This is a genomic window from Salinisphaera shabanensis E1L3A, assembly GCF_000215955.2.
GTDB classification, from domain to species: Bacteria; Pseudomonadota; Gammaproteobacteria; order Nevskiales; family Salinisphaeraceae; genus Salinisphaera; species Salinisphaera shabanensis.
On sequence record NZ_AFNV02000003.1, the window covers coordinates 213116 to 225522 of the forward strand.

The window sequence follows — 12407 nt, forward strand, 5'->3', positions numbered from 1 at the left end:
TCGGCTTGGCACCCGCAGTATCGTGCCGCCCCAATGCGTATCGGCGAAGCGGGTCTAGGTTTCCCAGGTTTCGGCGTAATCCTCGACGTCGACGCCGTGGGTCCCGGGCGCGAGCATGCGATTGACGAAGAATTTGGGAAAACGCATGAGATCACGCACGCGCTGCGGGAAATAGCGGCGCTTCTTGTAGTCGAGCACCAACAGCACCGTCGGCTTTTCCTGGCGTTCCGGGGTCGGAATCACGAAGCCGACTTCGCCGGTATTGAGTTCGACCAACGTGCCGACCGGGTACTCGCCGTGATAATCGGTGAACTGGCGCAGCAGCTCGTCGTTGAAATCGCCTTCGAAGCTCGACATCAGCTTGAGTGCTTCGGCAGGCGTGCGGCCCTTTTGGTAGATGCGGTCGCTGGTCATCGCATCGTAGACATCGGCGATCGCCACGATCTGGGTGTAGTAGGAAATTTCAGATCCGCGCAGTCCGGCCGGATAGCCGCGCCCGTTGAGTCGCTCGTGGTGGTCGCGCACGATATCCAGGCTGGCCGGGGTAAGCCCGGAAGCCTTCTGCAGGATCTCGACACCGTACTGCGGATGTTTCTTGATTTCGTCGTATTCGGCCTCGGTCAGCTTGCCGGGTTTGTTGAGGATGGCCAGCGGGACCTTGATTTTGCCGACATCGTGCAACAGCGCGCCGATGCCCATTTCCTTGATTGCGCGCTCGTCGTTGCCGACGAACGTCGCCAGCGACACCGCCTGCATGCATACGTTCAGGCTGTGGATGGCGGTGTATTCGTCCCGGCTTTTGAGGTTGCTGAACCACACCAGCGCGTCCGGATGGCGGGCAACGCTATCCATCATCTGTTCCACTACCTCCGTGACGGCCGCGGTGTCGGGGCGCCGGTTTTCGGCGATTTCCTCGTGGATGGTGCGGATCAGACCGCGCGCGTTGCTGTGGATCTGGCGGGCTGCCGACAGCTCTTGGCGGAACGAGCGCGGTGTGCGTTCCCCCAGCGGGGGGATCACGCCTTCGCCGTAGCCGGCGGGTGTCTTATCCTCCGCCGTCTCGGGTTCGTCGCTGCGAATATAGACATACGCACACAGTGCGCGCAGTTCGTCGATGTCCTCGTCGGTGTTTACTTCTACGCCTTCAAGCAGATACGGCGTTTCCAGCCAAGGGCGATCGAGCGCCTCGACGTACATGCCGATGCGCAGGTCGCGGGTATCTATTTTTTTTCGGTGTAGGGCCATCATCAAAAGGCTGCGGTGCGCGCAACTACAAAAGCATACATGTCCAAAACACGTTATCGCGCGCGCTGCGTATAACTTGAGCGCATTTGTATGGCCCGGATCTGTATGCCGCCGTGTTTGTGGATGGGCAAGCCGCTGACGGCTGCTAGCCGAGCTGCGCGGCCGCTGCGGCGCCGGACAGCCAGGCGCCCTCGACACGTCCGCCCGCCAGCCAGTCGCCCGCGAGTACGAGGCGGTCGTTCAGCGCAGCCTGGCAACGCATGTCGAGCGCCGTAGCGGCCGGACCAGGGCGCGCATAGCGCCAGCGATGGGTACGTACCAGACGCATCTGACGTGCCTGCAGGCCGGTGATATCGGCGAATTCGCGTGTGAGCGTCGCCGCGATCGATTCCGGCGTGTCTTCAAGGCGCGCGGCGCTGAACTCCGGTCCGGCATGAAGGGTCCACAGGCGCGCGTTGGTGCGTGTTTGGCCGGCCTTGTGGCTGTTATCGGCGCACCAGGATAACGGGCCGTCCTTGACGAAGATGGCCTGGCATTCGGCCAGGGCCGGCGCTGCGACGACCAGCGAATGACACGGCGAAAGCGCGTCATCAGCATTGGCGAGCGCCGGCAACGCGCCGGCGTAGTCGCCAAGCAGCGTCGCCGCCTGTACAGCCGGTGCAGTCAGCACGACCGCATCGGCATTGAAATAACCGTGTTCGCCGAGATCGGCGCGCCAGCCTTGGGTTGTTCGTTGCAGGCGGCGTACGCCCTGGCCGCAACGCACGTCGATATCGGCTTGTTCGAACAGATACCGTACCCAGTGATTGAGTCCGTCCGGCCCGATAAGGCGTTCCCGATCGTCGGGAGAGGCGGTGAGTTGCCAGCCGTTGCGGCCCTGCTCGGCCATGCATACGGCCGGCGACCAGCGCGCGAGCACCCGGCTGGCGAGATCCCGTTCGACGCGCACGCGAAATGCCGGGTCGCGGGCGGTGAAATACTGGGCGCCGTAATCGAACCAAGGGCTGGCCGGGTCGACGGAAAGCCGGCGCGTAGCGCAACGCCCGCCCGGCCGGCGGGCCTTGTCGACCACGACCACGTCCCAGCCGGCCTCGTCGAGCGCCAACGCTGCGCTTGCACCGGCGACGCCGGCGCCAATAATGAGCACTTTAGCCATGGCTCTATTGTCTTTGGCGGATAGATAGCGCGCAAACGGCACGAAATCGGTATGATCTGCGCTTTGTGATCGTTGCCTACGAAGCGCGGGTCTTGTCCATGCTTAGTTTCTTGCGTGCGTGTCTTGCGCTCGGTATGCCGCTGGTGGCGTTCGTCGCTGTCGCCCAGCCCGATACCGGGCCTTATCCTATCGACGACGGCCTGGCTGCGACCGTGGTGGGTACGCCTGCCAAGTACAAGGCGGAGCTGCCCCAGAATCTTGATTTTGAAGTGCGCAGCCTCAAGCCGCTGGTCGAGCGGGAAACGCCGGACACGCTGCGCTACGCCCGCCCGCTGCAGTATCTGCGCGTAACCCAGGACGGCCCGGCGCCGCTGGCGTTCGTGATTGCCGGTACCGGCGCGAGCGCGTTGTCGAGCAAGTGCATCATGCTCTCCAGCGCGTTGTATGCGGCCGGCTACAGCGTGGTCTGCCTACCATCGCCGACGAGCGTGATCTTCATGCTCGGCGCCGCCAAATACCCGGTGCCAGGGCGCATGACCACCGATGTGCGCGATCTGTACAAGCTCATGCAGGTCGTGCGTGACGATCTCGACTCCGAAACCAACGTTACCGGTTACGCGTTGACCGGCTGGAGCCTGGGTGCGACCGAGGCCGCATTTATCGCGCGTCATGACGTCGACGCCGGCGTGTTCAACTTCTCGCGGGTTCTGCTGTTGAACCCGGCCGTGGATGTATGGGCGTCGGTACAGCGCATGGATCAGCTGCTCGCTGAGAATCTCGAAGGCGGGATCGATGGCATTCCGGCATTCGTGGCACGCGGGCTGGGCGGGCTCAAGCAGCTCTATTCCTCGGGCGATCCGTTGCGTTTCAACGAGGATTTCCTCTACCGCGCCTACCAGACAAAGTCGCCGCAACGCGGCGATATCGCGGCCATCGTCGGGCTGGCTTTCAGGCTATCCCTGGCCAACATGGCGTTTGGCGCCGATGTGATCACCCATTCCGATGTGATCGTGCCGGAGAACGTCGAACTCGGACCCTACGACTCGCTTGATCCGTATATCCACCGTTCTTTCGAGATGTCGTTCGATAACTATTTCGAGCGCTTGCTTGCGCCTTACTGGAATCGCGATGGTCGTCATGTATCGCGCGAGCAGCTGATTGCCGAGGCGGATCTACGCCAGATCGGCAGCTATCTCGCGGCCAATCAGGATATCGGCGTGTTCACCAGCGAAGACGATCCGATTCTGAGCACGGACGAAATCACCTTCTTACGCACGACTTTCGGTGAGCGCGCGCGAATTCGCCCGCACGGCGGGCATATGGGCAATCTCGCCTCGGCGAATACCGTCGCCGCCTTGCAGCAATTCTTCTCTCGGCCCGCGCCATGAACAATCGAGTCACACGCATGTACGCACGCCCGCAGTGTGCCTTCATTCTTTTCGTATGCCTGTGGCTTGGCGGCTGCGCGAGCACGCCCGTGCCGCAAACCGTGAGCGACGATACGCCAGACGATGTGCCGGTCGCCCAGACCACAGCCAATGCGCTGGCGATTCATGATCCATGGGAAGGTTTCAATCGTCGTGTCTATCGCTTCAATGCGTTGGCCGATCGCTATGTGCTGATGCCGGTGGTGCAGGTCTATCGCACCGTCACGCCGGGGTTTGCGCGTACGGGCGTACAGAACTTCTTCTCCAATCTGGGCGAGATCAATACCTTCGCCAATAGCGTGTTGCAGGCCAAGCCCACCAGTTCGGCGGTCACGCTTTCGCGTTTCGCACTCAACACCACGGTGGGTCTGGCCGGGTTGTTCGACCCGGCAACGGCGATCGGCCTGGAACAGCGCAACGAAGATTTCGGTCAGACGCTTGGCCACTACGGCGTCGGTGCGGGCCCGTACCTGGTGCTGCCGTTTTTCGGGCCGTCCTCGTTGCGCGACAGTATCGGTCTGGCCGGCGATCAAGGACTGATCTTTGCGCTCGACCCGCTCCAGTTGGATGAGCATCCGTGGGCGCGTGTGCCGTATTGGGGCCTGTACGCCATCAATACGCGCGATAGCGTGAGTTTTCGCTATTACCAGACCGGTTCGCCTTTCGAATACACGCTCGTACGGCTGGTCTATATGAACTATCGCGCCCTGCTGATCGAGGAATAGCGCGTCACGGGCCGCCGTGTTCGGCGGCCCGGCATACCTTGTTCGACGCGTGCGTGTTATGCGGTGATGTCGCTATTCCTGTGCCGGCTCGGGCGCGTCCGCCGGGGTGATTAGCGACCCCAGGTCTGCGCCGATATCGGCTGCCGCGACTCGCGCCCAGCGGAGCGGGTCGGCCACGGCCTCGGCGACCGAGCCGGCGCGCTCGACGAGCGTATAGCAGCCGGCAAAGTGTTGTCCCAGCTCGGTGCGTGCCTCGTCGGCGATCGCTCCCGACAGCAGCACCGTCGGTGTGGGTTTCGCTGCGTCGGCGATCGCCAGCGGCAGCTTGCCCGATAGCGTTTGTGTGTCCGAACGGCCCTCGCCGGTGATTACCAGGTCCGCGTCGGCCAGGGTTTCGCGGAGTCCGGTCATGTCGAGCAGGGTATTCGCCCCGGAACACAATTCACCGCCGATCAACGCCAGTGCGAAGCCGAGACCGCCGGCAGCGCCACTGCCGGTCGCGGTCGCAAGCCCGGGCGGTGCCGCACTGTCGGCAAGGCGTATGAAGGCCGCTTCCACGGCTTCGATATCGGCGTCGCTCAAGCCTTTTTGCGGGCCGTAAACGCGGCTGGCACCACGCTCGCCAAGCAATGGGTTGTCGACATCGCAGAGCACGCGAATACGCGTTTTCTGTAGCCGCGCGTCCAGACCGGTGAGGTCGATACGGTCGAGCGCGAGCAGGCCATCCATCGTCGGTGCCACCTGCGTACCGTCGACCGCAGTGGCATGCGCGCCAAGTGCGCTGAGCAGGCCGAGGCCGGCATCGTTACAGGCGCTGCCACCGAGGCCGATAACGAGATCGTGAATACCGGTATCCAGAGCAGCCGCAATGAGTTCGCCCAGCGCGTGGCTGCCACGTGCCTGCAGGCGTGGCGCGTTTGGCTGTGCTTCGATCAGCGGCAGGCCGAGTACCTGTGCGGATTCGATTACCGCGGTGCCGGCCTGGTCACAGAACCAGGGGGCGTCGATACGTTCACCGTGGATGGCCAGGATTGATGTGCTTTGCCAGGCCACGTCACGTCCGGCGGCAAGACAGTCGAGCGTGCCTTCACCGCCGTCGGCCATCGGGGCGAGCGTCAGGCGTGCATGGGGCCAGGCCGTTTGCAGACCTTCCGCCAATGCATGCGCAATCTCGAGCGCGCTCGCGCTGCCCTTGTAGCTGTCGGGTGCGAGCACGATATGCGGCGCTTGGGTACTCATGGGCGGACGGTGCCGCCGGGGATCGAATGGCGCGGATTGCAGCCGGGCTTTTGAATCATGCGCAAAAATTGGTTTCGAATGATGTCGATGTATGGCAACGGGAAAACGCGTAATGGCGCTGGCATTCGTCGATCATAACGCGTCGGTGCTGATCGTGGCTTCCAGCCGCGATATTGCCGCGCCGGTGCTGGACTATCTTTTCGATCAGGGCGTGGCGTTCGTGTTCAGTCGTCCGGCCGATCTGGCTATCGGTGGTGCGCGGCTCAAGGCGCGCTACCGCATGGCGGTTGTGCTCGACCTGGATATCGGTGAGCGCATACGCGAGTCGGCACAGCTGCTGGCGCGACAGCTGCCCTGTGTCATCGTCAGCGATGGGCCGGTTTTTCGACGCGACGATTTTCGTGCGGTGCTGCATACGGATACGTCGCCGATTGAACTGTTCACCACCATACAGGGTGTGTTGAGCGAGCGATCCGTTGGCAAGGCGCTGACCGGGGATACGCCGGCGATAAGACAGGTGCGGTGGCTGATCGAGCGGGTTGCCCAGAAGGCGACGCCGGTTTTGTTGACCGGCGAAGTGGGTGTGGGCAAGGCCGTGGCAGCCCGTGAAATTCATCGCTGTTCGACGCGCCGCGGATCATTGGTCACGGTTCAGTGTGCCGCGATAGGCGATGCCGGGGTGGATGCGGCGCTATTCGGGGTATCGGCCAGCGACGGCGGCTATTTGCAGGCCGCGGCCGGGGGCACATTGGTACTGGATGAGATCACGGATCTTTCGCCGGTATTTCAGGCACGCGTGCTGCAGCTGCTCAAGACGGGCAGCTACGAGCGTCCCGGCGAAGCAAGCGGCCGGCCGTTGAATGCACGCGTGATCGCAACCACGCGCCGATCGCTCAACGAGATGCTCGATACCGGCCAGCTGCGTCCGGATCTTTATTACGAGCTGGCGGTGTTTCCGATCCATTTGCCGCCCCTGCGTGAACGCCGTGACGATATCGAAGCGCTTATCGATGGGCTGGGTGCCGGCCTGCCTGGTGCGATGCCGCGTTTTGATGCCCAGGCGATCATCGAGCTCAAACGATATGCGTGGCCGGGCAACGTGCAGGAATTGTCCAATCTCATCGAGCGGTTGGCCATTCTTTACCCGCAGACCACGGTGGATAGGAAGACGCTCGAACCCTATCTGCGGCCCGGCACCAGGCCACCCACGCTTATGTCGGTACCTGAGCCCGTGATCGATGAGAGCCAGCCGGCGGACCGGATTGCCACCATGAGGCTGCCGGAAGATGGGGTGGATCTGCGTGAGCTGTCCGAACGTCTGGAAAAACAGCTGATTGAGCAGGCACTTGCACGTCATGATCACGTGGTGGCCCACGCTGCGCGGGCGCTGGGGCTGCGCCGGACGACATTGACGGAAAAGCTGCGTCGCTACGCGATCCGTACGGATTGACGGCCCCGCGACGTTAAGCTGACGCATCGCTGTCTTTCATCGTCAATAAGTGACGCCTAGCGTCATAATATTGTCGTTTAGGCGCCGACCTTTGCGGGCGAGTGGCCTATTTTTGTCACTCTATACTGTAAGTTGCTGAATATAAATGCTACTTCAAACGGGCACGACGATTGCAAGAGGGAAGCCGTTGGATTGATTCAGACGCGCTGCAGTTGGCTCTTTGGGCTCGGCGCGCCACCGGCACGTCGTATCGCCTTTGGCGGTGCGCTGACATGAGGGGACAGCATGCACGCGGCACTACACACTCGGAACCCGGTCCAGGAGATCGGTCTGGTCGTCGATGAGAACCTGGAGCTGGTCAAACGTATCGCTTGGCGGTTGCATCAGCGCCTGCCGGACTGTGTCCAGATCGAGGATTTGATCCAGGCTGGAACCATAGGCCTGCTTGAAGCCTGGGAGCGTTACGAGTCCGGCGAGGACGCCAGTTTCGCAACGTTCGCCGGTATTCGTATCCGCGGAGCGATGCTCGATGAGATTCGCCGCGGCGACTGGGCGCCGCGTTCGCTGCATCGGGCTGCACGAGCGGTCAAACAGGCACGCTCCGACGTGGAACGTCGCTGTGGGCGGGCTGTACCCAGCACCGAAGTGGCCGCAGAAATGGGCATGCCGCTCAACGAGTATCGACGCTTGTGTGACGACGTTGCGTTGGCACATGTGGCCAGTCTCGACTCCACGCTTTCGGATCAGCCGTCGTTGGAAGTCTCGGCCGGCGTCGAGTTCGCGCCCGAAGCCGCGGTCGAGTACCAGGATATGTGCGAAGCGGTGCAACGGGCGGCAACCAAGCTGCCCGAGCGCGAACAGCTGCTCATGCATCTCTACTATGAAAGCGGCCATAACCTGCGTCAGATTGCGGAACACCTGGGCGTGTCCGAGTCGCGGGTATGTCAGCTGCATGGGCGGGCGATCCGCCAGATTCGTAAATTGCTTGGCGAAGCGGCCTGAACGCTTCGCAACCCGAAAACCTCGTTACTGACCGCCTTCGGGCGGTCTTTTTTTGGGTGAGCGTCTGCGTGCGGATGCAGATCAAAGCGCGATGTTTCGATAGCCACAGGGCGGCATGTAAGCTGGACGCCTGCGTTCAAAGCCCACTGTTTCGATGTTCTATTTCGCCTACGGCTCGAACATGCTGATCGCCCGATTGGCCGAGCGTGTACCCAGTGTGCGCCCGGCTGGCCGGGCCTGGCTCGTCGGCCATCAACTGCATTTTCATTTGAGCGGCAGCGACGAATCGGGCAAGTGCAATGTGCTGCATACCGGCAACGACAGCGATATCGTGCACGGTGCGCTGTACGAGTTGGACGCCGAGCGTCTTGATCGATTGCATGCGGCCGAAGGCCCGCCGTATGTCTTTCTCGAGCTCGATGTGGGTACGCCGGATGGTGTGGTGCGTGCCGCCACTTATCGGGGCCGGCCTGAATATCTGGACGACGCGCTCGTGCCTTTCGATTGGTATCGCGACTTCGTCACCCATGGCGCACGCGAGCATGGGTTGCCGCCAGACTACGTCGCGCGCCTGGAAGGCGTGACGACGTGGCGCGATCCTGACGAACAGCGCGCGCAGCACAATCGCCGAATCCTGCAGCACCAGGCGACGAACGTCATACGTGACCCGGTAAGGAATTAGCGCGGACGAATTGACGGTCTGCACTGCCGCGCGCAAAGCCAATACGCGATTGCCCGCGTGCTCAGTAGGCGCCGGTCAGCCAGGCGAGTGGGCCCGGGGCGCTGCGTGCGCCGCGGCTGAGTGTGGCGATATCGCCGCGTAGCAGATCAATGGCCTCGCGTACGCCGTCGCGCTGGTGCGCCTGCGTGGCAGCGGCGTAATTGTCGGCGCGTTCCAGGAAGGCGCGTAGCGCGCGGGACGTAAGACGATGGAGCGACGCGCGCGTGCCCACGCCCATCCGGCGCACGGCTTCGGCATTCAGCCGTTGTTCGACAGCGTCTTCGGGCAATGCCAGCACCGGTTTGCCTAGATGAATCGCCTCCGATAGCAGTTGATTGCCGGCCGTGGACACCACGGCCCGTGCTGCCGCCAGATCGGTAATGAATTCGCTCTGCGAGGGGGCTTTGAAATGCAGATTGGCGCGCCGGCCGCGTTCGGCCGTGCCATAGACGATGACCGGTGCCCCGCAGGCGCGTAGCGCGGCGTCCATGGACGTGTTGTATTGATGGGCGCCCTTGTTCAGGTACACCAACACCGTATCGCCGCGGATCGGGGCGGCCTGACGTACCGGTTCGCGCAGGATCGCGCCGACCATGCGTACGCGTTCGTGGCGCGGCGTGGCCGGGTAGAAGCTGGATACGATCACCCGGTCCGGGTCGCCCATGAAGGCGCGATAGCCGAGTCCGTCGCGCCGTCCTGCCAGCGCATCGCCTGACGCGAAGTCGCAATGACAATAAGCCATGATGCCGACATGATCGAAACCGATTCGTGCAATACCGTGATGACGGGCAAAACGATGGCTATAGGTTTCTGAGTCGGATATCACGATATCCGGCTCGAAATCGGCCATCTGTTGCCAGACCGCCCGAGTTTGCGGGCCGGCGACCAGTAGATCCGCGACTTTCGGCGCGTTGTGGCGCAGCGTGCGCCGGGCACAGATTCGCCCGCGCGGGCCGTACTGATAGCCGATGACCGGGATTTCGACGCTGTCATGGTCGGCGCGCAGCATTTCGTGGGCATCGCGTCCGGCGAATACGCGCACTTGATGGCTATGTTCGAGCGCTGGCAGCACAGCGGCCGTGCGCATGGCATGGCCGCGGCCGTAACCCATCACCGCATAAGCGATTCGCATGACAAGACCCGATTCATATGACGGCGTCAGTATCGGGTGGGCGAATGACGGGATTATGACGCCGCGCTGTGATAACGCGGGCCATTATCGTCATTCCAGCCGCATCTGGGCTTCGAACTCGACCAGCAGCTCGGCACGACACAGCGGCGCATGCAGCAACGCGAGCGGTACGCCGGGCGCCTGGGTTGCCGCTATCTCGGCGACGATCGGCGCTTGCTCGGGATCGCGGATATAGGCTTTCAGGCATTCCAGCGCGCCGAGCCCCTGTGCATCGCGCCAGCAGTCGGCGTTGCGAATGACTGCACGCACGTTGTCTAACGCCTCCAGTGCCTGCGCGCCAACGTCGCCGACGTGACGACTTTCATGGCCGACGATGCTGGCGGTGCCGGAAATCAACAAATAAGGCGTGCCGCCCAGTTGCACCCGACCGCCGCGCGCGAACGCCGGCGGGGGGGCGCACGCCATAGTCGCGCGGGTAGGCATAGGCGCTAACTTGCCGCGGGTTTTCGATAGGCACCACAGGCGTTGGGCCGAGCAGTGCATGCATGCGCAGCCCGCGTTGATGGCTGCTGACCAGCGTAGCCGGCGGCAACACCGGCATGCCGGTATCGTTCGCATCGAGTGCTTCGGCCCGGCCCCGGCAGAAGCGGCGGTAGCGCTCGTCGTCGTCGTCGCCCGCGGTGACGTTCGACAACCAGTGCCATATCCGCTGAACCTGACCGAGGCCGAGTTGGCGCTGGAGCCGAAACAGCTGGTTATAGGTGTCGAACGCTGCCTGCTGGATTTGTTCGGGCTGATCGATGCGCTCGCCGTCGTCGATATGCAGTGCGGCAAAGGCGAAACCGCGGCCGGCGACATAATCCCAGCCTTCGGCATGGCCATGCGCAAGCGGGCCGGCGATCGCCCAGCTTTCCTGATCGAAGTTGCCGCCCAGCGATATTAGCGGGCAGGCAAAAACATCTGCATCGGCGGCATGCCGAACATGAATAAGGCCGGTGTCGTAAGGCGCTTCATTCCCGCTATGGGCGCGCCAGCGTACCGTGGCAGCCTGTATCGGCGCGTCGGGCATAAGAAAATCGCAGGGCAGTCAGACGAACTCGCAGTTTAGCCCGGCGATTGATTGCGCAACAAAACTCAGGCGACGAAGGCGCTGGACTGGCGGGCGCGCTCGGCCACCGCATCCACAGCGGCCGATGGATCGAGCGCCGCGCCTTCGAGCGAAATACAGCCTTGCCCGAGTGGCGCGTAGGACGCAGGGGCGGTGGCCTTGAACAGGCCCACCACAGGCACGCCGGCCGCTGCGGCAAGATGCATGGGGCCGCTGTCCGCCGCAACGAATGCATGCAATCGGCCGAGTAAAGCCGCGAGTACATCGAGTTCGGCGATAGTCACGCTCGCAATGTCGGCTGCAATCGGCTCGGGCTGGTCGGGCGCGCGAATCTGAATCAGCCGGGCCGCAGGCAGACGCTTTCTAAAGCGGGTGACGAACTCACGCCACCACGACTCATCAAACTGTTTGCGTCCGGTCGCGCGGGTGAAAAACCCGACGGTCGTTGTGGTCGCACGCGCCTGACCGGCAAACGCCGTCTGCCAGTGCCGCTGCGCCAGCTTGTGAGACGGTGCGCACGGAAACACGGCCAGGGTGTTGAAGGTTTTCCAATCAAAGTCGGTCACGCTGGATTGCAGTAATTCGACCGATTGGAGGGCTTGATGACGGCTGTCGGGCCTCGGCGCGGCATGGGTGAGGGGCAGCCACTGATCGCGTGCGGCAAAACCCATGCGTTGTTGCGTGCGCGCCAACGCCAGGGCAAGCCGGTTGCTGGTGGAGTTGCCGCTCGGATCGATCGCCAGATCGTAACGAATCGAGCGCAGGCGCCGCAGCAGGCCGAACGTCGCACGTAGCGATTTTTCCTGAACCCAGACCTGGCCAATCCCCGGCAGGCCTTCCAGTAGCGGCTTCTGGCGGGCGTCCTGAATAAGTACATCGATGGTCGCCGCCGGCAACGATGCGGCCAGGCTGCGCAGCATCGGCGTGAGGAAAAGGATATTGCCGAGGCGTTTGTTCAGGCGCACCACGAGAATACGACGCGTGTCTGAAGCAAACGGCCGCCGACGCGGTTCGACGGTGCCGAATACACGTGTGAGCAAGCGGTTGAACCGCTGTCGATTGCCACGCCGCAGGCGTTTGATCCAGCCTTTGAAGCCGGTCGCGTTGATTGTATTACGATGGGCCATCTGGCCCTCCCATCGGTAAGAATGGGGTCATCATGCCGTGAGGGTGTTGCGCAATCCGTCAATTCGATATTAAGA

General features: G+C 62.8%; 12 protein-coding genes. 5 read left to right on the forward strand and 7 right to left on the reverse strand.

What is annotated here, in order from left to right; all coding sequences use genetic code 11:
* Positions 1-54: 54 nt before the first annotated feature.
* Together SSPSH_RS02845 and SSPSH_RS02850 are read right to left on the reverse strand one after the other, a co-directional pair.
* Positions 55-1245 (reverse strand): HD-GYP domain-containing protein, encoded by a 1191-nt coding sequence (locus SSPSH_RS02845; protein WP_040607318.1) that lies wholly within the window; start codon positions 1243-1245, stop codon positions 55-57.
* A 145-nt stretch (positions 1246-1390) separates the two neighbouring features.
* On the reverse strand, positions 1391-2401 hold the full coding sequence (locus SSPSH_RS02850) for an NAD(P)/FAD-dependent oxidoreductase (RefSeq protein WP_006914124.1): 1011 nt from the start codon (positions 2399-2401) through the stop codon (positions 1391-1393).
* A 98-nt stretch (positions 2402-2499) separates the two neighbouring features.
* On the opposite strand from SSPSH_RS02850, the gene SSPSH_RS02855 reads away from it, so the two are divergent.
* Together SSPSH_RS02855 and SSPSH_RS02860 are read left to right on the forward strand one after the other, a co-directional pair.
* Entirely contained in the window at positions 2500-3789 is a 1290-nt protein-coding gene (locus SSPSH_RS02855; protein ID WP_021031338.1) for a VacJ family lipoprotein fusion protein, read from the forward strand.
* Positions 3786-4553 (forward strand): MlaA family lipoprotein, encoded by a 768-nt coding sequence (locus tag SSPSH_RS02860; protein WP_021031339.1) that lies wholly within the window; start codon positions 3786-3788, stop codon positions 4551-4553. Before SSPSH_RS02855 ends, SSPSH_RS02860 begins: the two co-directional genes overlap by 4 nt.
* A gap of 72 nt (positions 4554-4625) precedes the next feature.
* Here SSPSH_RS02860 and SSPSH_RS02865 read toward each other — a convergent pair whose 3' ends face one another.
* The gene (locus SSPSH_RS02865; RefSeq protein ID WP_006914121.1) at positions 4626-5792 is read right to left on the reverse strand and encodes a glycerate kinase; all 1167 of its coding nucleotides are present in this window, start codon (positions 5790-5792) and stop codon (positions 4626-4628) included.
* A 112-nt stretch (positions 5793-5904) separates the two neighbouring features.
* Between SSPSH_RS02865 and SSPSH_RS02870 the strand changes: the two genes are divergently transcribed.
* The 3 genes from SSPSH_RS02870 (at position 5905) to SSPSH_RS02880 (ending at position 8926) form a co-directional block, all read left to right on the forward strand.
* Entirely contained in the window at positions 5905-7242 is a 1338-nt protein-coding gene (locus tag SSPSH_RS02870) for a sigma 54-interacting transcriptional regulator (protein WP_006914120.1), read from the forward strand.
* 285 nt (positions 7243-7527) lie between these two features.
* Positions 7528-8244 carry an RNA polymerase sigma factor FliA gene (fliA, locus tag SSPSH_RS02875; protein WP_006914119.1) on the forward strand — a complete coding sequence of 239 codons (717 nt, stop codon included), beginning with the start codon at positions 7528-7530 and terminating at the stop codon, positions 8242-8244.
* A 154-nt stretch (positions 8245-8398) separates the two neighbouring features.
* A complete protein-coding gene (locus SSPSH_RS02880) occupies positions 8399-8926 on the forward strand; it encodes a gamma-glutamylcyclotransferase family protein (protein ID WP_006914118.1) in 528 nt (175 codons plus the stop codon).
* A 61-nt stretch (positions 8927-8987) separates the two neighbouring features.
* Here SSPSH_RS02880 and SSPSH_RS02885 read toward each other — a convergent pair whose 3' ends face one another.
* The 4 genes from SSPSH_RS02885 to SSPSH_RS02895 all read right to left on the reverse strand — a co-directional run bounded on the left by SSPSH_RS02885 (position 8988) and on the right by SSPSH_RS02895 (position 12332).
* Positions 8988-10097: a glycosyltransferase family protein gene (locus SSPSH_RS02885; protein WP_006914117.1), complete on the reverse strand. Its 1110-nt coding sequence runs from the start codon at positions 10095-10097 to the stop codon at positions 8988-8990.
* Positions 10098-10187: 90 nt separating this feature from the next.
* Positions 10188-10493, reverse strand: a complete 306-nt coding sequence (locus tag SSPSH_RS17695) for a RidA family protein (RefSeq protein WP_006914116.1) — start codon at positions 10491-10493, stop codon at positions 10188-10190.
* Positions 10459-11166 carry a chorismate transformation FkbO/Hyg5 family protein gene (locus SSPSH_RS17700; RefSeq protein ID WP_006914115.1) on the reverse strand — a complete coding sequence of 236 codons (708 nt, stop codon included), beginning with the start codon at positions 11164-11166 and terminating at the stop codon, positions 10459-10461. Before SSPSH_RS17700 ends, SSPSH_RS17695 begins: the two co-directional genes overlap by 35 nt.
* A gap of 65 nt (positions 11167-11231) precedes the next feature.
* Positions 11232-12332: a glycosyltransferase family 9 protein gene (locus SSPSH_RS02895; RefSeq protein ID WP_006914114.1), complete on the reverse strand. Its 1101-nt coding sequence runs from the start codon at positions 12330-12332 to the stop codon at positions 11232-11234.
* Positions 12333-12407: the final 75 nt, after the last annotated feature.